The organism is Acetobacter sp., assembly GCF_022483985.1.
Classification (GTDB): Bacteria; Pseudomonadota; Alphaproteobacteria; order Acetobacterales; family Acetobacteraceae; genus Acetobacter.
Genome location: NZ_JAKVME010000001.1, coordinates 1 through 22,024, shown reverse-complemented (window position 1 = coordinate 22,024; position 22,024 = coordinate 1). Strand labels below are relative to the sequence as shown.

The window sequence follows — 22,024 nt, the reverse complement described above, 5'->3', positions numbered from 1 at the left end:
TCCTTATTCCTTTTCTGACAGATCAATGGACGCCGATCCGCCTCCGCCTCCGCCATCGGCAGCGCGGATGACATGGGCCGCCTCTGCGGCATGGGTGGCGGCGTTGCGACGCTTCATGGTGCGCGTCCATCGCGGCGGCTCACCGGCGGTGCGACCCGAGCCAGCCCCGCCATCTCCACCACCATCGCCATCTCCGGACGGACCACCACCGGCTGGAGAACCTCCTCCACCAGAGGGATTGTCCCCGGATGGCGTGGGGCCACCTCCGTCAGAACCACCGGTTTCACCACCCTGCCCGCCCCCCATGCCCTGTGCGGCCCATTGGCTGCCGGCGGCGTAACTTTCCTTGAGAGATGAGCCTGCACGCGATGCCGCCCCTTTGGCGGCATTCGCGATATTCCCGCCGACAGCCCGGCCCATGCCTCCGATCCCGGCGGCCATACTGCCCGCGCCACCAGATGCGCCAGCCGCTCCGGCCGAATAGGCTGACGTAGCAGCACCTGCGATCGCGGCTCCTCCTCGGGCGGCGGCGGCGGTCGCACCTACAGCCGCAGCACCACCCGAGGCGACAGCTCCAACACCAGCCACCGCCGCAGCCCCCATGGCACCAACCGCCATGCCAGTGCCGACAGCGGCCCCTGCCCCAAGCTGGGGGGCGCCTGAAATCAGCCCGTTGGCAATGCTGCCCCCAAAAATCGACAGGCCAACAATTGCAAGAGAGGCCAGCACCACCGATACGGATTGACCGATCGTGGGAACATCGCTGCCATAGGATGTTGCAAATTGTCCGAACAGAACTGATGCGATGGCGGAGATCACCGCCAGCACCATGATCTTCACGCCCGAGGACACGACATTCCCCAGCACCTTCTCCGCCAGAAAGGCGGTGCGATTGAACAGGGCGAAGGGGATCAGCACGAAGCCTGCCAACGTGGTCAGCTTGAATTCGATCAGGGCGACAAAAAGCTGCACGGCCAGAATAAAGAACGCCGCGAGCACGATCAGCCAGGACAGACAGAGCACGAAGATCTGAATGAAATTCGTAAAGAAGGCGACCGGGCCGAGCAGAGTGTGAGCAGAGTCCAACAAGGGGCGGGCGGCATCAAAACCGGTGGACGCGAGGCGGCCAGGACGGAGAAAATCCGCAAGCGCCAGCGTGCCTCCGCCTGCCCTCAGACCAAGCCGGGCAAAACTGTCAAACACCAGCTTTGACAGATGGTCGAAATTGTTGATCACGAAGGCGAAGAAGCCGATATAGAGCGTCTTCTTCACCAGACGCTGGATGATGTCCTCGTCCGCCGCCCAGGCCCAGAACAGCCCGGCCAGGGCGATATCCAGCACGGACAGAGATCCGGCCAGTGAGATGAGGTTTCCTTTCACCAGACCGAACCCGGTATCGATCGTGGTGGTGAAGGTGTTCAAAAAGGTGTCGATCACCCCGACATCATTGGTGGCCATGGCGGTCAGTTCCCGCTGCTGCCGAACATCGACACCGTGCCGGGCACGTAGGCGTCATGCTGGGAGAAATGCTGATACTGCGCTTCGCTCTCCGCTTCCGTAGCGGCCTCGCGCGCCTGTTGCAGCGCCGTTGCCCGACCATTCGCCGCGAGTTCAGCCTGAATGTCGGATAACTGACGGGATTGCAGAGCCAGAAGCTGGTTTCCGGCCTGCGCGGCCTGCAACGCGCCCGTGGAGGTCTGGCTGGAGGACACAAGCTGGCTCATGGCCGAACTGTCGCTGGGGATGTTGCCCACCACGCGCGCCTGAAGTTTCAGGGCATCTTCGAACCCGCCCACGGAATTCTGCCAGCGGGTCTGCGCTTGACTGAACAGAGCGCTGTCGGACATGCCCGAGGACACAGATATGTATGCCTGCTGATACTGCTGCTCAACGGACTGGACGCTGTAGGCAATATTCTGCGCCTGCGCGAGCAGAGCCGTCGTGTGGTAAATCGTTGATTGCAGCGTCGACAATGTCGAGAGTGGCAGGCTTGCGAGGTTCCGCCCCTGATTGACCAGCATCTGCGCCTGATTGGCGAGAGAGGTGATCTGGTTGTCGATCTGCTGGAGCGTACGAGCTGCGATCAGCACGTTCTCGACATGGTTCGCCCCGTCATACACGGCCCATTGCGCGTGCGCCGGACGCAAGGGAGAGAACGTCCCGCCGCCCGCCAGCAGTGCAGAAGTGAGAAGGATACCTCGGCGGAAATGTTTTTCGTGAGCGCGACCGAAAAATTCAGTCCAAGGCCGGAAAGTTTTTTCCGTCATGGCACGCCCTCCGACCGGAGATCTTCACGCAAAAAATCCGCCGCCCATGACACGCCACGCGCCTCAAACCACGCGGGGAGAAAACCGTCGCGGCCGTGTTCCGCCATTACCATGTCGATCAGCCTGTGATCATCCTTCCCGGATGCGGCGCACAGGGCTAGAGCGACGGGACCGAGGCCGAGTTCGAACAGCCGGTTGCCGCGCTGGGTCTGGCAGTAATACTCCCGCTTTGACGCTGCCCGCGCGATGATGGCGATCTGGCGGTCATTCAGACCGAAATCGCGATAGATGACCATGATCTGCGGCTCGATGGCCCGCTCGTTGGGCAGGAAGACCCGCGTCGGGCAGCTTTCCACCACCGCAGGCGCAATAGGTGAGTTGGCGATATCCGACAGGGATTGGGTAGCGAAAATCACCGACGCATTTTTCTTACGCAGCGTTTTCAGCCACTCGCGCAACTGGCCGGCGAAATCGCCGTCATCCAGAACGAGCCAGCCCTCATCAATGACCAGCAGGGTCGGGCGGCCATCCAGCCGTCCTTCGATGCGATGGAACAGATAGGACAGAACGGATGATGCCGCGCCGGAGCCAATCAGCCCCTCGGTCTCGAACACCACCACATCGGCATCACCCAGCCGTTCGGCATCCGCATCCAGCAGGCGACCATAGGGACCACCCAGACAGTAGGGGGCCAGCGCCTGCTTCAGAGCATTGGACTGGAGCAGTGCCACCAGACCGGACAGGGTTCGCTCCTGAACCGGCGATGACGCCAGGGAATTCAGCGCTGACCAGAGATACGCCTTGACGTCTGGCGTTAACGTTACCCCTTCGCCGGCAAGGATCTGCCCCAGCCATTCGCTGGCCCATTTGCGCTCGTCTGGATCATCGATCCACGCCAGTGGCTGGAGTGAAACACCGGGAAAACCGTCCACACCCGAGGCGTCGTCATCCGTCACACCACCGCCAAGATCATGCCAGTCTCCGCCCATACCAAGCGCAGCCGCACGCATGGATCCGCCGAAATCGAAAGCAAAAATCTGTGCCCCCATATACCGGCGAAACTGCAAGGCCATCAAAGCCAACAGCACGGATTTGCCCGCCCCCGTCGGTCCCGCGATCAGGGTGTGACCCACATCGCCGACATGCAGGGAAAACCGGAAGGGCGTAGCCCCTGCCGTTTTGCCATAGAACAGCGGTGCGGCCTTGAAATGCCCATCCATCTCGGGGCCAGCCCAAACCGCCGACAAGGGAATCATATGCGCGAGGTTCAATGTGGAGACCGGCGGCTGCCGCACATTCGCGTAGACATGACCTGGCAGAGATCCCAGCCACGCCTCTACAGCGTTCAGGCTTTCCGTCATGCAGGTGAAGTCGCGGCCCTGAATGATCTTCTCGACCAGACGCAGCTTCTCGGCAGCAATCGAGGCAAAGCCGTCCCAGACCGTGATGGTTGCTGTGATGTATGCCTGTCCGACATCGTCGGCCCCGAGGGACTGTAAGGCCAGATCGGCATCCGCCGCCTTGTTGGCGGCGTCACTGTCCACCAGCACCGACGCCTCGTTGGTCATCACTTCGCGGACAATGGCTGCAATGCTCTTGCGCTTTGCGAACCACTGACGCCGGATCTTCGTCAGAACCTTGGTGGCGTCGGTCTTGTCGAGCAGGATGGCGCGGGTGGACCAGCGATAGGGCATGGCGAGTCGGTTCAGGTCGTCGAGGATTCCGGGGAACGTCCGTGACGGAAAACCGGTGATGGTCAGGGTTTTGAGGAAAGCGTCGCCCAGCTTCGGTTCCAGACCACCCGACAGCGGCTGGTCCACCAGTAGCGCGTCGAGATGCATCGGGATTTCCGGCACCCGCACGCGCTGGTTCCGCGTCGAGATCGTGGAATGCAGATAGGTCAGGGTTTCTCCGTCATCAAGCCATGCTGCTTCGGGCATGAACCCGTCGAGCAGAGCCAGCAGACGATCGCTGCGATCGACAAAGGCATGAAGCATCCCATGCGGGTCGGGACCGTCGCGCTCCCGGCCCTCATAAAGAAAGCGCGCTGCCCGGTCAGATGATTCAGCAGGCGGTAGCCAGACCAGGGTGAGGAAATACCGGCTCTCAAAATGTGCCCCCTCATCCTCGAACTGCTCCCGCCGTTCGAGATCGACCATCTGACTGGCGGCGTCCGGGAAATTGCTTTCCGGGTAGATCGTGGCCGGCACACGCTGTGCCTCCACGAACACGGCCCAACCCGAACCCAGACGCCGCAGGGCATTATTTAACCGCCCGGTCACACCGACCAGTTCCGCTGGCGTGGCACTATCCAGATCAGGACCACGTATTCTGGCAGTACGCTGAAAAGAACCGTCCTTGTTCAGGACCACACCCTTCTCAACCAGAGCGGCCCATGGGAGAAAATCTGATAGAAGGGCGGAACGATTACGATATTCGCCGAGGGACATCATGGCCGATCTCCCTATGCCCGAAGCCAGGCGGGGTAGCGGAGATGCCGCCGCCCGACCTCGATGAAGAACGGATCGCGCCTGGCACCCCAGACGGCAAGCGTGTGCCCCACGATCCAGAATCCTGCGCCGATCAGCCACAGGCGCAGCCCAAGAGCGATCGCGGTCGCCAGCGTGCCGTTGGCAATGGCGACCGCGCGAGGCGCCCCACCCAGCAGGATCGGGTCGGTCAGCGAGCGATGCACAGGGACATGAAAACCCGGCACCGCGTCATCGTCGTATCCGGCGGCCATCAGATCAGTGCTCCGCCAGAGAAGGAGAAGAACGACAGGAAGAAGCTGGACGCCGCAAACGCGATGGACAGGCCGAAGACGATCTGGATCAGGCGACGAAAGCCGCCGGAAGTTTCTCCGAAGGCCAGAGTTAGGCCGGTCACGGTGATGATGATCACCGAGACGATCTTCGCGACCGGCCCCTGCACGGATTCCAGAATCTGATTGAGCGGCTCTTCCCATGGCATGCCGGCCCCCGATGCCCAGGCCGATGACCCGAAGCAGAGCCACAGCAGCATCGCAGTGCCGATCACACGACTATCGGGCAGGCAGCGAGCAGAACGGGCGACGGAATGGAGGCGTGAACGGGACATCATGATGACTCTCCCTTCCCGGAGAACGCTGTTTCGAAGGATGACAGGCTGGCCGGACGGATGCGGTAAGCGTCTGTGGCGGAATCAAGACCGTCGATTTCGGCCAGTTCGCTCAGACGACGGGCGGTCCCGCGCCCTGACAGCACGGCGACCACGTCGATGGTTTCAGCAATCATCGCGCGTGGCACGGTGACGACGGCTTCCTGGATCAACTGTTCAAGTCGATAGAGGGCAGCCAGCACCGATCCGGCGTGGAGTGTACCAATTCCGCCCGGATGGCCGGTTCCCCAGGCCTTGAGCAGATCAAGAGCCTCGGGACCACGCACCTCCCCAATCGGGATACGGTCAGGGCGCAGGCGGAGTGCCGATCGAACCAGTTCGGACAGTGTGATGACACCATCCTTTGTACGCATGGCGATCAAATTTGGCGCCGTGCATTGCAGTTCGCGCGTATCCTCGATCAGGATCACGCGATCCTCTGTTTTTGCGACCTCGGCCAGCAGGGCGTTGACCAGCGTGGTCTTGCCCGTCGATGTCCCACCGACCACAAGGATATTCCTGCGGGCCATGACGGCAGTGCGCAGCCACTCCGCCTGCGCCTCTGTCATGATGTTGGCCGCGACATAATCCCCGAGCGTGAAGACCGCGACCGCTGGTTTTCGAATGGCGAAACTCGGCGCTGTCACGACTGGCGGGAGCAGCCCTTCGAACCGCTCACCCGTCGGCAGTTCAGCAGAAACACGGGGGGCACCGGAATGTACCTCTGCTCCAACATGGTGGGCGACCAGACGCACAATGCGTTCGGCATCAGCAGGCAGGACCACTTCCCCCGTGTCAGCCAACCCATCTGCCAGACGATCAATCCACAGCCGGCCATCCGGATTGAGCATGACCTCGATAATGGCCGGATCAGACAGGTGATCTGCGATGGCTACACCCATGGCGGTGCGCAGCATCGCGGAACTCCTTACCGCACCCGGCGAGAGAGGCTGATGAGCTGTCATGGAAATCCCCGCTCTACCGAATACTGTCAGATCAGCCGTGAGGCGCGGGATATATTAAGAGAGGACTATTTCTTCACTTTTCAATAGTGTTCTTTGTGACTGCGCAGTGCGGCGTAACGAGGCGCAAAATTATCGGCGAGGAACGGGAAACAGAAAGACCTGACCCAATAAAAATCCGGTTGTGCCGCGCCCCGATGTGCAGCATCGTTGAGCGGCTTCATGCCCAGACAGCGATCCGAATTTTCAGGAAGATATTTCGTGGACGATATCAGCGACAAGCACACTGCCCTTCTCGCCTCCGTGACACAGATCGTCACAGCCCATCTCTCGAATGGCAACACGGCATTACCGACAGAAAATGTTCCTGCCTTCATCCGGGAGGTCCATGAGACCATCCGCACCATCGCCGGCGTTCAGGACAACCCAGCCGAAGACACACACCAGGACGTCGAAGCCACACTGGCCCCGGCAGTTCCGATCGACCAGTCTGTTTCTCCCGATTACATCATCTGCCTTGAAGATGGGAAACAGCTCAAGATGCTCAAGCGTCATCTGATGTCCCGCTACCAACTGACGCCGGCCCAGTACCGGGAGCGATGGAATCTTCCCAAAGATTATCCAATGGTCGCTCCCGCCTATGCGGAACGCCGTGCTGCCGTCGCCCGTGATATCGGACTTGGACGCAAGGGGCGGACGCCCACACCAGAAAAGACAGTAGAGAAGGTGGTCGCGACAGCAGAGGTCATGCCCCCGGAAACGACGCTTACGGACGCATCCAGACCGGCTGGCTCCACTGGCCGGCCCGCGCGACTGTCATCTCCCGCCAAATCGAAACAGGACAAACCTGTACAGCCAGCATCAAAGAAAGAACAACCCGTCAGCCCCCGTGCTGCACGCCGCAGCAAACAAACTCCATCAAAGGCGTGATAGTGTCATTGCGCGCTACACCACACCCGTATCGCCATAAGGTGCGTCGGGTGGCTGAATATCCTCATGCAGGCGTCGGCCTGTCGCCAGACGCCTGCCGAGTGCCTCGATGAAGCCTTCATAACGCTCCGCCGCCTGCGCTCGTGCAGCAGCAGCCGAGCTTTCTGGCAAGGCGGGCGTCATGATCATCCAGAAACGAATGAACTGGGCCAGCGTCTCGACGGTAATCCCGGTATCGCGCTCCAGCCGTGACAGGCGTTTATCGACACGGTCCAGCCGTCGGGTCAGTGCGGCCTGCCCGGTCCCCTCTTCTGGCGAGAAAAAGACAGAGAGAGCCGTCTCGACCACGAGAGAACCGGACTGACGGCGGCGGGTGGCCATGTCACTGACAGCTTTGAACAGATCGGGATCAAGATAGACCGTCATCTGCTGCTTCTTGCGGGCGCGCTTCATGGTCCACCGATCTCCATGCCATCATCGCGGTCAATGGCAGCCAGCCGGGCGACTTTCTGCAGATCGAGAAAGTCCCGGTCCCACCGTGTGCCGCGCTGGCCGGCCTCGGGTGGTCTGGTCTGTTCGCGCTGCTCATCCGTCTCATCACGGGGTGGAATATCGCTGGGGTCGGCATCCGGAGTCCGCTTGTGCCCCGCCCCCAGAGGTGTTTCCTCTTCCTGCGCTGGCTGTGTGGGAACTGAGGTATGTCCGGCTGTCTCCGGCGATGGGCGTAAGGTCCAGTCATCTGGATGCGTTGGTGCTGACGCCGTTGCCTCGCCCGATTTGGGCGGAGGCAGCAGCCGTTCCTTGAAGCGCGCATCACCATAATAGCGTGCCTTCTTCGCCCGGACAGGCGGGGTGCCCGCCGCCATGACAATTTCATCGGCTGGTGGAAGCTGCATGATTTCACCAGGCGTCAGGAGCGGGCGCGCACTTTCCTGCCGCGAGACCATCAGATGCCCCAGCCAGGGCGACAGGCGATGCCCGGCATAGTTTTTCTGGGACCGGATTTCAGTGGCGGTCCCCAGCGCATCCGAGACCCGTTTGGCGGTCCGTTCATCGTTGGTGGCAAAACTGACCCGCACATGGCAGTTATCGAGGATCGAGTTGTTCTGACCGTAAGCTTTCTCGATCTGATTGAGACTTTGGGCAATCAGAAAAGCTTTGATGCCGTAACCTCCCATGAACGCCAAAGCGCTTTCAAAGAAGTCGAGCCGTCCGAGTGCGGGAAATTCATCCAGCATCATCAGCAGGCGATGATTATGTTTATGCGCGTTCAGATCCTCGGTCAGCCTACGTCCGATCTGGTTCAGCATCAGACGGATCAACGGTTTGGTGCGACTGATATCCGAAGGGGGCACGCTGAGATAAAGCGTGGTGGAACACCGCCCTTTGACAATATCCGCAATCCGCCACGCACAACGCGAGGTAACTTTCGCGACGACCGGATCGCGATACAGACCAAGAAACGACATGGCGGTAGAAAGCACACCCGATCGTTCGTTGGGAGATTTGTTCAGCAGTTCACGGGCAGCTGATGCGACCACCGGATGCGGGCCATCCTTGCCGAGATGCTTCGTCTGCATCATCGCAGCAAGCGTGGCTTCAATCGAGCGTTTCGGATCGGACAGAAGATTGGCAACGCCGTAGAGGGTCTTGTCTTTCTCTGCATATAGAACATGCAGGATGGCGCCCACCAGCAGAGAGTGTGAGGTTTTCTCCCAATGGTTCCGGCGTTCAAGCGATCCTTCGGGATCGACAAGCACGTCCGCGACATTCTGCGCGTCGCGGACCTCCCACTCCCCCTGGCGAATTTCAAGCAGCGGGTTGTAGGGATCAGAGGCCGGATTGGTCGGGTCGAACAGAATGACCCGGCTGAAGCGGGCACGAAAACCCGACGTAATCTGCCAGTTTTCACCCTTGATATCGTGGACGATGGTTGATCCGGGCCATGTCAGAAGGGTTGGAATGACAAGCCCCACCCCTTTGCCAGAACGGGTCGGCGCAAAACAGAGGACATGCTCGGGACCGTTATGGCGGAGATAATCCCGACCATACTGCCCAAGAATGACACCGTCAGGATCAAGCAGTCCGGATTGTTGTAATTCCTCACGACTGGCCCAGCGTGCACTCCCATAGGTCGCCGCCCGTCTTACCTCACGGGCGCGACGGATAGAAAGCGTGATGGCGGCCACCAATGCCAGCACGCCTCCACTTCCTGCGATCCAGCCTCCCTGATTAAAAATATCCGGGGCATAGGCATCGTAAAGATACCACCACCAGAAAAACATGGGGGGCCAGTAGACGGGCCAATGATGCGCAAGCGTGAACCAGGGCGGACCAAGCTGGGGCTGAAAGCCCAGTTTCCACGCCACCCATTGCGTCGCCATCCACCATGACAGGACGATCATGAGCAGGACGACGCTCACCTGTCCCCATAAAATCCGTGATCCGGACATAGTGATTTCCTCCATACAACCCCATGGAGGAAAGGAAACGAAGACAGATAGCTGGATTCAATATTTTCAGCCCTACCTGCGCAGCCCGGCGCAAAAGGGCGTAAAATTGTCGGCGCAAGCGTTACCAGAGTCCATTACAACAGCGTCTTTGGTCTTGGCGACAAAACGCACTAACGGCATAGATCAGGACATGTGCTGACCAGCCACGCAGGCATAATCATGCCTCGACGCACAATCTGACCATTCTCGATTTCAAGCACAGGCTCCGGCATAACGCCTGAATTATCAGAGATGACAACATGGTCAGACAGGCCAATAACAGTCGGAAGATTGCCGAGGCTGCCAATATATCGCCTGCGAATGGCTTCCGGTTCAATGAAATGTCCACCACCCGCAGCACGTGCCCTGACGCGCTGAACATTCATTTCAACCGAAGCCAGAGCAATATATCTCAACTCGACATGATATCCGGCCATACGGGCCGCCATGATGCGACGGATTATGGAGTGGCCGGATAATGTCGTTTCGAGAGAAATCGATTTTCCGGTTGCCAGAGATACATTGAATATCTCGATGGCTCTTCGCCCTGCTTCCCGGTCGGCATCGCGCGGGCTAGCCGGATCGATGCCCCGTGCTATCTGATCGGGGTCAATGACGACGTCGACCGGCTCAATGTCAGCACTGGTGCCAACCCGCAGACTACTTTTGCCAGAGCCGTTCGGTCCTGCATAAATCAGTAATCGCGTCACGCCGGATAGGGAAAATCTTCATCGCGGAACTCTTCCAGCGGTGCAAGACGTTCAACCCGACCGCCGGGGAATTCGCGCACAACCCATCCCTTCTGGACATAGGTCATAATCTCACCACTGGCTGCCCGCGCTACTCGCGCCCGCTCACCAGCAATGCGGACCGCCTCAAAGCTGGCCCACGCATAATGCTGCCGTTCCTGCGTTTTGTGTCCGGACATCACGATCTCCATCTAGATCACCAAATCTTCGGCGCTAGGTTAGCACAACCTCGGTCTGACAAAGGTATGTATTTTCCTAGTGCAATCAACATTGAGCATCGTCACCAGGAAAGTGACAAGGCAGTCGTGCAATCAGTCCCGTTTGGCACGAACCACAACAGTCGAAATTCCTCGCTCTGTAGCATACCGTGTCGCACGATCGAGAACTTCCTTCATAAGCCAGTCAAATGGACCTGATCCACCAAAATCCTTTTCTTTACTGTCGTAAAAATAGCCTTTTTCGACACCTCTCTCGTCTTTGTGAATAACGACGGCGACATGATGATTGGCCGGAATATCTTCTCTTGGAGAGAGATATACAATACTAGTCATTTTACCTCACACAAAATTATTTCAAAGGATAATCGCATTAAATCAGACTTCAGCAAGCTCACGCACTTTAAGCTTACGCTCAAATTCTTCAACCTCTTGAATAGTGAAAGTTAGATGATGGTTAGTATCAAATCCGATCCATGTTCCGGCATTACCCGATTTTATCTTTCCTTTTATTTTCTCTTTTTTACTGCAGGATAAAAGGTTTCTATCTCCCCAGCTAAAATCTGCTCCAAGATAGTGCTCAGAACTTACTACATTTTCAGCAAGAGCATGCATTTGAACATACTTCCCGTCATCAAGCTTAATCGAGTGTCCACGCATTACAAGAAAGTGTAATTCCGTCGTGTAACGAATTTTACCGTTGATGTTAGGATTAGGGTGTTCTGTAGTTGTTGGACCACGCACTCCGTAGTCTCCACTCTTAACAAGATCGGCTGGGAATTCAGACCTAAGCATCTGATAAACCAACATCTCTTTGCGAAGAATCAATCCACTTGTATCTCGTTTGGAGACCGCCTTGTCGACAGAGGATGGTAGGGAGCAGCCACACACTGTGTAATATAAGAAGTTAGTTTTTTGGAGATGTTTGATGATCCCGCTTGCTTTTCCGACAATGTCTGGGACAGGATCTGCTATGGCTGAGAGGTCGGCAAAATCTAAAATTACACAGCACTGCCGCGGATCAATATTCAATTCTTCAATAATACTATCTATATTTTCCTGAAAAAATTCCGGTTCAGAAAAATCTTCGATGGCAGTGATGTCCAAACGCAAACACCACCCATTAATTTGACAAAGAGGAATATTTTTCAAAGCCAACCTATACTCAGCACTCTCCCATCGATCATATCCGATAACTGGCGTCACAGGATTACCCGCTGCAGTCAAACGTGAAATGATGTAAGGGATTACATGCTCGCCATTCTCAGCCCGAGCATCCGGCGCCCACCGAAATCCATCGATCATTGCCGGCCGTTGAGGCCAACGATCCGCTATTTCATCAATCTTTCGGTCCAAGTAAGTTATAGTAGGATTTTCACTCTCCTTCATATACTTACGGCTACGAACACTTTCCGAAGGCGGATCAATCTCAAAGAGAATGGATAATTTATCCGAACTCCTATCATCCAGATGATAGATTGCCTCGAGTTCGTTTTGATTAGCCTTTAGAATAGAAATGTGCGTAGCTGACATTATACAGCATCCTCAAGCTCAGAAACGAACATGTTTTTCACCTCTCCACTACCCAGCATATCACTGAATACAGAGAAATTCCCTGTATCCTTTCTTAATCTACCCGCGACTATCGCAGGATGTATTTTCAATTCTCGTGCAAGATTATTGATGCTCTCTTTACTTGGAGAAATATAAGCATCACTTCGCCGCCAAATAAGTCGCGGTATAAAAGCTTCTCCAGCGAGGCGATTGGCTTCAGCTTCACGCCTATCTTCCGATGAAACATTTAAATCATCAACAAAGGCTTCTTCATCTCCATCTAAATGTTTCCAAACATGAGCCACTTCATGAAGTAATGTGAACCAAAAATTATCTAGCCTATCGTATCGTAGCGTCAGAGCTATTATTGGCGTTCCATCTACATCTTTGAGAGCTGCCCCATCAACTTGAGTACCTTTTAGATGTCCTTCAAAAACCACAACAATCCCATGGTTCTGAAGATATTCAACAGCCAAAAGGGGGCCACGCTCTGACCAACTCAGTTGGGCTAACTCTCTCAAAAAACCTGAATTAATCTTACTAGGATCAAATGCATTTATATTATTTTTGGATGCTCGCGCTTTCTGTATAACGCGAGCAAGCCAAGCATATAAAGCGTACACCGTCGTAGGCGACGTGGCGTCACCTGCAAGACTACGACGGAAAGATGCAGCTCCTATCTGCAGACCTGAACCCGCTATGTAATCTTTAATTACACTTTCAGCCAAACCAATACTTTTATTTGTAAGACGATCCATCCATCCACGGCTTACCATTTCTTTAATTGGAAATTTGGACCAATCGATTTCTTTTTTTACTGGAGCCACCTCATTTAAGCCAACAAGAGTATCAGCCGAAATGCCCAAACCTAGGGAAAGGGCACGTATCATCTGAACCGTCAAAGGCCGCTTACGGTTTAAGACCTCAGACACTCTGCTGCTAGTTCCAAAATACGGAATCAAATCCGCTCGCTTAAGGCCCCGTTCTTCCATGCGAAAAAGAATAGCATCAATCGGATCTGTTGGTTCTACCGGGCACTTCCCGTTTTCATAAGACTCGATGAGGACAGTCAAAACCTCCATCCGGTTTTGTTCGGCCGCCGTCAGAACTTCACTGCGTACGATCAGATCACCAACCTCCTTAAGGTAAGCGTGATACTGATCTTCAGTGCGAATGATTTTAGCGTCCATCATGGGTTTCAAGAGATTTTATTGCCGTTATAAGGGCTGTTCCCTGAGGAAAAGCGATCAAGACCTCTACTCCAGTTGGGCGGTGCAGTAGGGGAAATATGAAGCGGCTATCGCTATCGCGATAAGAGCGCGGGAATTGACTCGACACATCGGATGGATGTTTCCAGTGTGCATATTCGAGCTCTTTTATCCAATTAGCGATCCATTTACCTGTTTCACTGTCAGAAACGGCTAACGGCGCTAATTTTGTTCGACCAATCAACCGCACTGATGTTCCTCCCAATATGGGATCGTTTATACCATCGATAAATCGATTGTAAACCTCCCAATTTGGGAGGACTTACTGGTTGTGTTATTCGTGCCCCCCAGCGATCCTGCTAAAGCCAGGAACCGCCACCACATTAAAAATGCTTTAAACATGCATCACCGCGGCTCTCACGATACTAACTCTGAGTGGGGTCTGGTCATTTCCACAGCCGCTAACACCATCAAAGCCCAATTCCCATGTCCCGCTTCCGTCCGAAGGACCAGTCCACACCTCCATCCTCCCGCGCAACACCGGAGACATGACGCCCGATCTGTTTCTCCAGCGATGGCGTCCAGGGGACAAGCTGGAACCCGAGGCCGCCGTCAATCATGGCGAAGCGCCCCGAGGCGAGGGTGAGGCGCTGCCGGTAGGTTCCGGTGACATACTCGCCGGTCTCGGCACTCTGGACGGGCTGACCAGTTTCGCGGGCCAAACGTTCGGCCACGTCCCCCATCTCCCGCGCCCGCATGGAGGCGACCATGCCACGCGGATAGCGCACGCGCGCTCCGTCCTGCTGTGCGATCCCCTGCTCGACCAAGTGAGCGCTGCGCTGGCCTAGCGCGTCACGGACGTCCGCCCCGAAACCACCCTCTCCCAGCGCCACCGGCTCGCGTGCAACAAGCTGCCGATCCAGCCATGTCGCGCCCTGTGCCCGCACCTGCTCCCCGATCGACAGATCGGAGCGCACCGCAAGTGTCGCCCGTCTCTGCCCCTTCGCATCCTGATAGGTCCGCAGTTCAACCAGCCCACCGTGCGGCACATCTCCAGCCGCCTCCAATGATGGCAAATGGACATGATGCGTGCGCCCGTCCACGCCGTCGATCACCGCATAGGCACTCCCCTTCAACTCATCATCCAGACCACGCGCGACCAGACGTCCGATCACCGGCTCGGCCAGTTCTTCCCCAGCCAGTATCCATGACGACGAGGCCCGTTCGATCCCCTGTTCACTCAGACCACGGTGGATGCGTTTGATGATGTCATTGCGCTGCCCCATCTCGCGCAGGGTGGCTTCCGCCGTTTCATCCAGCCGCCATTGTCCAGCCCCGACCTCATGGGCAAGGCCCATCCGTTCCAGTCGCCGCAGCCGCCCGACCTTCATGACCGCGAATGCGTCAGGCTGCCGGTCAGGCGACGGCGCCATATCGATGATGCCGTGCTGGTTCGCGTCCTGCTGCAACTGGCGGTCCAGTTGGGTCCAGCGTTCCGCCTCGACCTGACGCTCGACATTGCGGTGAATTTCCTGGTCGGTGCGCGGCCCGAGTTCGAGCGTCACCAGGTTCTGGGCGCGGGCACGCAATCCCTCGCGGATGTAATCCTTCGAGATGACCAGATCCTCGCCGTCCTGGTCTTTGCCCCGCACGATGATGTGGATATGCGGATTGTCGGTGTTCCAATGCGACACGGCAACCCAGTCAAGCTTCGTGCCAAGATCCTGTTCAGCCTGCGTCATCAACTCCCGCGTGAAGGTTTTCAGGTCCGCCATTTCGGCTGCATCCTCTGGTCCCACGATGAAGCGGAAATGATGCCGGTCGTCCTGACACCGCTCGGCGAATTCGCGCGCGGGCACATGGTCGCGCTCAGCCCCGAACAGCCTGGCCTTCTCTCCGTCCTTCGTCACCCCTTCGCGCTGGAGGTAGGACAGATGGGCACGCAGGGTCGCCCGTGCGCCATGCCGGACCACCCGCGCCTTGACGATGGCAAGCCGGGTGCGCCGCGACAGGAGACGGTTGGCGCGGGTTGCAGCACCCCTGCCCCGCCCGAAAGTGGACGGTCCCTTTCCGGCACGCCCCGAGCCAGAACGGCCCATGCCACCAGCCCGGTTGGTGGCGGCCAGCACGCGCCCGATGAAGGATCGCCCCTGGCGGGCACGGGATGAGCGGATGCGACCCGGCCTGACCCGGAAATCGTCATCGCGGGCCATGAAGACCACGACCTTGCGCTAACACATTGAAAACAAACCGATCACGCGATCGGACACCTTGGGATGGGAAAATGACCTTGTGAAAACCCCAGAAAAACCGCCCTCCCCAACCATGCCGCACCTTGCGGCTTTTATCTTGCATTAGCCCCCAAACACCCGATCCCCAGAGCAATCGCCATTCCCCTGTCTTCCCTGCTCTCCGCGCCATCGGCATTGGCGCGTGCCCGATCATGGCGCCTGCTCCATGGAAATGGGCACGAACAGCGCCTCGGACGTGCCGACCGATGCCCGGGGCATGTGCGGGAAATGGCCGGCAAACAGCGTCTTTTTAGGCTGATCGCGCGCAACGGAAACGCCGCTTTCGTGCAGACCGTCCGCAGGAAACGTGCGCCGGTCGAGCAGGTGCGCGACAGAGGCGACGTAGTCCCGTGTTTCGTGTGGGAGGGGCTGGCCCGTCGCAAGATGGGCCTCATAACGGCCCGGTCCTGCGTTATAGGCTGCCAGAAACCCTGCATCCCCATAACGGTCGTGCAACAGACGGAGATAGCTGGCACCGGCAAGGATGTTGTCCTGCGGGTCGAAAGGATTGCTTCCAAGCGCGAGATCGCGCCGCAACTCCTGCCATGTCGCGGGCATGATCTGCATGAGGCCCATCGCCCCTTTGGCGGAGATGGCATGGACATCACGGCCGCTTTCGACCTGCATCACCGCGCGGATCCATTCTGGCGGCAGGGCAACCCGCTCTGCCGCCTGGCGGATCATTCCCTCGATGTCCTGCGCGCTGGCAGGACGCATCAGCACCACCGCCGAAACCGCCAACCCTGTGCAGCACAACCGGGCGAAACTGGACCAGATGCAAGCGGCGGCATTGCGTCCACCCCGTCCTGCTCCTGCAATCAGGCGCATCATTCTCGTGCTCCCTGACGTTTCTGCGGGCGGTTCCAGACAAGCTGCCAGACCCGTCCACCCCGGCCCGACTGGAACAGGCTCGCGCGCAGGCCCTGTGCCAGAGAGGGATCATCGACCACCACGACGATGTATTCGCCAGCCCGTTCGCCGGTGCGTGTCCAGCCCGCGCCAACTTCCGGGCCTTCGGCACTGTCACCGAGATGGATGCGATAATCCGGTGCGTTACCGCCGTCCGGTGTCTCGACACGCACCAGCGTCAGTTCGGCATCCAGTACGAGTGTGCGCAGACGTCCGGAAAAGCCATCAGCCGTGCGCGTGAAGAGTCCAATCTGCGTCATGTCAGTGATCCTCTGAGGTATGAGAAGGAGGCGGGCTGGCGGCAGGCGCAGGGCCCGCACCAACCCAGAGCGGTGTCGCGCGCCCGATCACGCTGCTGACCGGCAGAGAACCGAAATACCGCCCGTCGAGACTGCGAGGTTCGTGCGTGTTCATGACGAAGAGTTCGCGCACACCGAGACGGTGACAGCCCTGCCAGACGGGCAAGGGACGGTGCCGATGATCGACAGGCAACGCATCCCCCATAGTCCGACCGTCGATCGTGATGTGACTGCCGGCGCGGCAGACTGTCTGTCCGCCGACCGCCGCCACCGGTTTGAGCAACGGTACACTGCGCGGCAGATACCCACCCCGCGCCAGCATGTCGGCATCGCGTTCCGGCAGGCGGAGTGCGACCAGATCCCCGACATGAGGAGCCCGCACCGGGTGCAGACGATACAGCCCTACGGGCACGCTGGCGGTCGCGTTCCAGATCAAGCGCGGCATCGGATGCAGCGCCATCGACAGACCGACGCCAAATACTGCGAAATACGTGGTGAAGAACCAGCCCCGTCGCGTCATGACACGGCCCTCCGCCGTTGCCACGCAGCATGTCGGGGCGCGGAATAGCGGGGAATATCCTGACCATCAGGCCGTGACCGCCCGAGCTGTCGCCAGTATTCCGGATCAACATCGACGGGATTGATACCTTGCCGTTCCAGTGTCTCGATCACAGACAGCACGGCGCGCACCTGCGGCCAGCCCGTGAACAGCAGCAGACGCTCCGCACCTGTGGGCACGAACGGCAGGCGGTCGCGCGGCTCGCCAGCCAGCGGCGCCCTGATGATATCGATGCAGCAGGTTGTCGTCCCGCAATCCGCCTGCGTCCAGCGTAACAGGGCGAAGACCGCACCGGGCGCAAAGCTCAGACGACGGCGATAGCGATCGATCGGGTGTGTTTCCAGAGCGTGCCCGAAGCGAAGCCACTGTTCGATGCGCTTCTCAAGCCAGGTCAGTTCGAGATGCGTCAGCACCTCGCACGATGGGTGCATCATGCGCGTTCTCCGGCAGGGAATGGAAGAAGGGATGCGAGACGATCAAGGGCGCGCTGCGCCATCTCGGCGTCGATCTCACAACCGACGTAGCGGCGACCGGCAAGACGGGCCGCGACACCCGCCGCGCCCGATCCGGCAAACCAGTCCCCGACCAGGCCATCAGGCGGGCAACTGACCCGGACGATCAGATCCAGCAGAGCCACGGGCTTCTCCGTGGGATGGATCGCGCGGCCATGTACGTTGCGGAAGCGTTGCACCGACCGGGCCAGACGGGGGCCGCCATCGACGCTGCGATACGATGCCGCACCGATCGCGCCGGTATGGGTGGGGCGCATCTTGCGGCGCACCACCCGCCCCCGCGCGTCGTCTGTCGTGGCAACAACGTTGTAGATGTCGCGCCAAGGGCTAGCCTCCGGATGGAACTGCACCAGCAGTTCATGCACGCGACGGAAACGATCTGCATGAAAGACGCTGCCGTTCTGCTTCTCCCAGACGATCTCCTGAGCCTGCCTCAAGCAGGCCGCCCGGAAATCCGGCGCGGTAGCCATGAAGCTGCGCAGAGAGCCGAAGACCCAGAGCGAGCCGTGAGGCTTCAATGCCTTTGCCGCCAGCGGCAGCCATCCACGCACGTGCCGATCCCACGCCAGCGATGTCTCGCCATAGGGCGGATCAGCGATGATCAGATCAAAAGGCCCGTGATCAGGCATCAGGAGCCGGCAATCGCCGCAAAGGAGGGTCATGACCAAATCCCCCGCTCCATACCGCCGCATCTGCCCGCCGCCATGGACCACTGCGCAGAACTGTCGGAAAATGTCGCGACAGAATCGTCGGTTTTTATGATAGTCGAAGACTCACGCACGCGCTCCAGCGCGGTGTACAAGTACAGAATAGTTATAATATTTAGTACCTTTAGAGAGCGCGAATTTCTCCTTTTATTCCAAATTGTTAGAGGGATTTCCCGTTCCTGATAGGTCGAGAATCCGATTCCTGATAGGTCGATGGGCATCAGGAGTCCTCCACATGGTTATCCACAAGCTCTTGTGGGTAAGTTTCTTTGCTGGGATCAGGGGAGAAGCGGAGAACCGGCACATTGCTGGCATCGGTCTCCAGACGCAGGCGGTAGCCCGGCAGGGTGTCCGCCGCGATAAGGCGACGGATTTCGAAAACGAACCGGGGATAAGGAGAGCGGGATGCGGATTTGCGGTAAAGATGGGGCAGATCGAACGCCCAACCATCGGACTGCCGACCGGCATGACGGCGAACGAGGAGATACAGCCAGCGCTCGAACCCGCCGGTCAGGGCGAAGTAACGGGGATCAAGCGTGAGCACGCCCCGTCGACCGATGGCATCGCAGAGCCATTGGGGCAGGATCAGGTCCAGTTCTCCACGCCGTTCCTGCCAGGCTATCAGCCACGAGAAGCTCTGCGCGCCGTCACGGGTCTGGCGCAGCGATGTCGTCACTTGGGTTCCGTGCAGCCGGTCCAGCGCCGTCCGAAGGCGCTCATAACGAATGGCAGCCGGGTCGCGCCCGGTGAAGCGCAGCACCTCACTCATGCTGCCCTGCACGCGCGGTGAGACTGGAATACCCTGCCTGCGCGCGGCCACCAGCCGGGACACAGCCCAGATCAGGATATCGGCATCCCATATGGTTGCCATCGGACCGTCATCGCGACCTGACACCTGCATGGTGACACGCCCCATGACAAAGCTGACAGGCACATGCCGGGGGGATTTGCTCAGGCTGAAGAACGGCCATGACATGAGATCGATCAGCAGGCAGGGCGAGAGAACCGGTGGCACCGGACGCGCACTCATGGCCGACGCTCCAGCCTTCGGCTTCCGATCACACGGGCTTTTTCATAGGACTCTTCGGATGTGGATTTGCAGGCGACATTCTCGATCCAGTGCCGGATGTCGTTGACATGATAGAGAACCCGGCCGCCCATCTTGCGAAAGACGGGCCCACTACCCCGGCAGCGATAGCGCTCCAGCGTTCGTGGCGAGATGTTCAGCCGGTGGGCGGCCTGTGGGGTAGTGAGCAGTTGTTCGTCGAGAAAATTGTCCTGACGCGGATGTGACGGCGTCATGCTGGCCTCCGTCGGTTCGGGCGTGACTGGGCGCAGCGTGGACGGGAACTGTCGTGGCGGGGACGTACGCAGATTGGGGCCGTCTATGGGCGTACGTGCCGGGCGGCATCGTCCGGACGGTGAAGCAATCTACCGGGAGAGACGGAAACGGGCTGGTCTGAGAAGGGTGAGATATTCGCGCTCTTCGGCAAGCCGTGTTGCCTTACGCAGCAGGCGCCCAACACGTCCACGCTGGGAAGAGGTGTCCCATTGCCGTGCGTTCATGTGTCTTACGGACGGATCAAGAACCACACCGATATCGCGATGGGAGGCACCAGTTCGTCGTCCGGCATAGGCACAGATGGCATCTGCGATAAAACGCGCACGGTAAAGCGGCAGCCCCAGCGCCCGGGATAAAGGCGGAACGGGCATTCCGGAAAGATAGCGAATGAACCTGCGCACTTCTGCAATCCGCAGTTCTTCACCTCCGTCCAGAGGAATGAGGACTGCAGCGCGATCACGTGCTTTCGCATCACGGATCTGGACACGGTAGGTGTTTCCGTCGTGATGCAGGGCGAAAGATTTGCTCTGTAATCCCTGTCGTTCTGTGGCCATGGACGCAAAGAGAATGACTGGCAACCTACGGGAATCAAAGCCAGTAGGTGCTTCCACGATGACTGTGACACCGGGATAAAATTCCGGAGCCCAGAGCGCCGGTTCTATCCATGCGGGGATTTCCGGTTCAGCCGGTACAGGATAACCCCCAGTGGCGAGCAAACTGCTCCACCAGTTCATGTCGCGAACGAATACTCCTAAGCATCCCGAGTTGCCGACCAAGAGACTGATATCCCGTGACGTAAGCAGGAATCCGGCGCAACAGTTCATGCGCAAGCCCGGGCGCATCGAGGTGGTGCAGATGTGAGCGAAAACGTGGATCGTGCCAGTCGGGCTGTTTGTCCATGGCAGTTCTCTCCCATTCCCCGCCAGAACTACCGAGATGGCCAGAGCACGTCATAGATGCCGCGAGGAAAGCGCTGCATCCCGAGATGATGCATAACCGGAATGTTTTTAATAGACCTTCCTTCGATTTGCCAACGAGCACGACTGTTTTTCGATAAAAGCTCACTATTTTCAGGTGGATCTGTCAGCCGGGTTGCCTTTGGTACGCGTGTTGGAAAACGAGGCAGTGCTTCCTTGAATGATGGCATCATGACGATATCGTGAGCACTGAAAGCTGGGCTCACCACAAGAAGAAGGGCTGCGAAGCCCCCCGTCAGGCGGGGGGCTCTGCATCGCGTCGGGCAAGCGCCTCATTGAGTTCGCGCTCGATCTGTCGGCGCTCGCGGCGGCTCAGGTGAAAGCTGGTCAGTTCGGCGCGCAGCATCTGGATGTGGTCGTGGTACGTGGTCATCGTCCTGCTCCTTTCGTTTCTCGAAGACAGGACGGACGGCTCATGCCGTGGTGGACCGGGTCAGGGATCGCCGCAGGCGACCGGCTCACCGGCGCGTGGGGGAGCCGATTTTGTTCGGCGTGCCCGAAGGGTGCATCGGGCAAAATTGGGGGGACCACGCGTCCTTGACCCGGTTCGCCCTCGCGCATGGTACAATGGGAAAGCTGAGGGAAAGCCCCTTGTTCCTCCTGCGTCTCACGGCGGGCGACCAGCGCTGCCGCCCGCGCTCCGGAAAAGCACGTGGGAAAAGAGGCCCGGAAGGCCCCGCCCGGGGAGACCGGGCGGGGTTGGTGGTGGGGAGCTTACTCCCCGTTCCGGCTGCGGGGCCGGGTCCAGATGAGGGTGTAGCCTTCCCCTTCCTCATCGGTGAACAGGTTGGCGAAGATCGGGGCGGCGAAGGAGGGATCGTCCAGCTTCAGGCTCAGATAGGTGCGGCCTTCGCTGGAGCGGCGGGTCCATGCGGCGCCGAGTTCGACCTTATGCGGAGCGCCGCATAAGGTGGAT

Annotated in this window: 25 protein-coding genes and 1 pseudogene; 1 reads left to right on the top strand and 25 read right to left on the bottom strand. The window is 58.6% G+C overall.

From position 1 onward, the window contains the following. Positions 1-3 precede the first annotated feature (3 nt). Genes trbL through trbB form a run of 6 tightly spaced genes read right to left on the bottom strand, consistent with a single transcriptional unit; the run spans position 4 to position 6,319 of the window. A complete protein-coding gene (gene trbL, locus LKE90_RS00125) occupies positions 4-1,458 on the bottom strand; it encodes a P-type conjugative transfer protein TrbL (protein WP_212356084.1) in 1,455 nt (484 codons plus the stop codon). 5 nt (positions 1,459-1,463) lie between these two features. Continuing rightward, positions 1,464-2,267 (bottom strand): P-type conjugative transfer protein TrbJ, encoded by an 804-nt coding sequence (gene trbJ / locus LKE90_RS00120; protein WP_212356085.1) that lies wholly within the window; start codon positions 2,265-2,267, stop codon positions 1,464-1,466. After that, positions 2,264-4,720, bottom strand: a complete 2,457-nt coding sequence (gene trbE, locus LKE90_RS00115; RefSeq protein WP_212356086.1) for a conjugal transfer protein TrbE — start codon at positions 4,718-4,720, stop codon at positions 2,264-2,266. Before trbE ends, trbJ begins: the two co-directional genes overlap by 4 nt. Positions 4,721-4,731: 11 nt before the next feature. Beyond that, positions 4,732-5,010 (bottom strand): VirB3 family type IV secretion system protein, encoded by a 279-nt coding sequence (locus LKE90_RS00110; protein ID WP_237596152.1) that lies wholly within the window; start codon positions 5,008-5,010, stop codon positions 4,732-4,734. Continuing rightward, the gene (locus LKE90_RS00105; protein WP_212356128.1) at positions 5,010-5,363 is read right to left on the bottom strand and encodes a TrbC/VirB2 family protein; all 354 of its coding nucleotides are present in this window, start codon (positions 5,361-5,363) and stop codon (positions 5,010-5,012) included. Before LKE90_RS00105 ends, LKE90_RS00110 begins: the two co-directional genes overlap by 1 nt. After that, positions 5,363-6,319, bottom strand: a complete 957-nt coding sequence (gene trbB / locus LKE90_RS00100; RefSeq protein ID WP_212356089.1) for a P-type conjugative transfer ATPase TrbB — start codon at positions 6,317-6,319, stop codon at positions 5,363-5,365. The genes LKE90_RS00105 and trbB overlap by 1 nt, the downstream gene beginning before the upstream one ends. 267 nt (positions 6,320-6,586) lie before the next feature. On the opposite strand from trbB, the pseudogene LKE90_RS16550 reads away from it, so the two are divergent. Further along, positions 6,587-7,054, top strand: a pseudogene (locus LKE90_RS16550) (MucR family transcriptional regulator); the annotation flags it as partial. A gap of 255 nt (positions 7,055-7,309) precedes the next feature. Here LKE90_RS16550 and LKE90_RS00090 read toward each other — a convergent pair. The 19 genes from LKE90_RS00090 to LKE90_RS00005 all read right to left on the bottom strand — a co-directional run. Next, the gene (locus LKE90_RS00090) at positions 7,310-7,747 is read right to left on the bottom strand and encodes a CopG family transcriptional regulator (protein WP_237596153.1); all 438 of its coding nucleotides are present in this window, start codon (positions 7,745-7,747) and stop codon (positions 7,310-7,312) included. Further along, entirely contained in the window at positions 7,744-9,747 is a 2,004-nt protein-coding gene (locus LKE90_RS00085; RefSeq protein WP_212356095.1) for a conjugal transfer protein TraG, read from the bottom strand. The genes LKE90_RS00090 and LKE90_RS00085 overlap by 4 nt, the downstream gene beginning before the upstream one ends. Before the next feature lie 170 nt (positions 9,748-9,917). Beyond that, complete coding sequence (locus LKE90_RS00080) at positions 9,918-10,496, bottom strand: zeta toxin family protein (protein WP_212356097.1); 579 nt, start codon at positions 10,494-10,496, stop codon at positions 9,918-9,920. Continuing rightward, complete coding sequence (locus tag LKE90_RS00075; RefSeq protein ID WP_146891725.1) at positions 10,493-10,714, bottom strand: hypothetical protein; 222 nt, start codon at positions 10,712-10,714, stop codon at positions 10,493-10,495. Before LKE90_RS00075 ends, LKE90_RS00080 begins: the two co-directional genes overlap by 4 nt. 132 nt (positions 10,715-10,846) lie before the next feature. Beyond that, positions 10,847-11,086 (bottom strand): hypothetical protein, encoded by a 240-nt coding sequence (locus tag LKE90_RS00070; RefSeq protein WP_148299354.1) that lies wholly within the window; start codon positions 11,084-11,086, stop codon positions 10,847-10,849. Between the two features lie 42 nt (positions 11,087-11,128). Continuing rightward, a complete protein-coding gene (locus LKE90_RS00065; RefSeq protein ID WP_077929778.1) occupies positions 11,129-12,283 on the bottom strand; it encodes a beta family protein in 1,155 nt (384 codons plus the stop codon). Continuing rightward, complete coding sequence (locus LKE90_RS00060; protein ID WP_212356098.1) at positions 12,283-13,497, bottom strand: ImmA/IrrE family metallo-endopeptidase; 1,215 nt, start codon at positions 13,495-13,497, stop codon at positions 12,283-12,285. Before LKE90_RS00060 ends, LKE90_RS00065 begins: the two co-directional genes overlap by 1 nt. Before the next feature lie 485 nt (positions 13,498-13,982). Further along, a complete protein-coding gene (locus LKE90_RS00055; protein WP_212356099.1) occupies positions 13,983-15,725 on the bottom strand; it encodes a relaxase/mobilization nuclease domain-containing protein in 1,743 nt (580 codons plus the stop codon). Positions 15,726-15,953: 228 nt separating this feature from the next. Next, positions 15,954-16,634, bottom strand: a complete 681-nt coding sequence (locus LKE90_RS00050) for a lytic transglycosylase domain-containing protein (protein ID WP_407066117.1) — start codon at positions 16,632-16,634, stop codon at positions 15,954-15,956. Beyond that, a complete protein-coding gene (locus LKE90_RS00045; protein WP_212356101.1) occupies positions 16,631-16,972 on the bottom strand; it encodes a DUF736 domain-containing protein in 342 nt (113 codons plus the stop codon). Before LKE90_RS00045 ends, LKE90_RS00050 begins: the two co-directional genes overlap by 4 nt. A gap of 1 nt (position 16,973) precedes the next feature. Continuing rightward, positions 16,974-17,531: a S26 family signal peptidase gene (locus LKE90_RS00040; RefSeq protein ID WP_212356102.1), complete on the bottom strand. Its 558-nt coding sequence runs from the start codon at positions 17,529-17,531 to the stop codon at positions 16,974-16,976. Then, entirely contained in the window at positions 17,528-18,004 is a 477-nt protein-coding gene (locus tag LKE90_RS00035) for a DUF2840 domain-containing protein (RefSeq protein ID WP_212356103.1), read from the bottom strand. The genes LKE90_RS00040 and LKE90_RS00035 overlap by 4 nt, the downstream gene beginning before the upstream one ends. Beyond that, positions 18,001-18,744 (bottom strand): DNA-methyltransferase, encoded by a 744-nt coding sequence (locus LKE90_RS00030; RefSeq protein WP_212356108.1) that lies wholly within the window; start codon positions 18,742-18,744, stop codon positions 18,001-18,003. The genes LKE90_RS00035 and LKE90_RS00030 overlap by 4 nt, the downstream gene beginning before the upstream one ends. Before the next feature lie 265 nt (positions 18,745-19,009). Then, positions 19,010-19,819, bottom strand: coding sequence for a replication initiator protein A (locus tag LKE90_RS00025; protein ID WP_077929771.1), 810 nt, complete (start codon positions 19,817-19,819; stop codon positions 19,010-19,012). After that, positions 19,816-20,091 carry a helix-turn-helix transcriptional regulator gene (locus LKE90_RS00020; protein WP_077929770.1) on the bottom strand — a complete coding sequence of 92 codons (276 nt, stop codon included), beginning with the start codon at positions 20,089-20,091 and terminating at the stop codon, positions 19,816-19,818. Before LKE90_RS00020 ends, LKE90_RS00025 begins: the two co-directional genes overlap by 4 nt. A gap of 129 nt (positions 20,092-20,220) precedes the next feature. After that, positions 20,221-20,865 carry a DUF2285 domain-containing protein gene (locus tag LKE90_RS00015; RefSeq protein ID WP_162993472.1) on the bottom strand — a complete coding sequence of 215 codons (645 nt, stop codon included), beginning with the start codon at positions 20,863-20,865 and terminating at the stop codon, positions 20,221-20,223. Further along, positions 20,813-21,031 carry a transcriptional regulator domain-containing protein gene (locus tag LKE90_RS16440; RefSeq protein ID WP_301821951.1) on the bottom strand — a complete coding sequence of 73 codons (219 nt, stop codon included), beginning with the start codon at positions 21,029-21,031 and terminating at the stop codon, positions 20,813-20,815. The genes LKE90_RS00015 and LKE90_RS16440 overlap by 53 nt, the downstream gene beginning before the upstream one ends. 312 nt (positions 21,032-21,343) lie before the next feature. Further along, entirely contained in the window at positions 21,344-21,481 is a 138-nt protein-coding gene (locus tag LKE90_RS00010) for a hypothetical protein (RefSeq protein ID WP_212356110.1), read from the bottom strand. A gap of 341 nt (positions 21,482-21,822) precedes the next feature. Next, on the bottom strand, positions 21,823-22,024 hold a 202-nt coding region (locus LKE90_RS00005), incomplete at its 5' end, for a DUF736 domain-containing protein (RefSeq protein WP_291501382.1).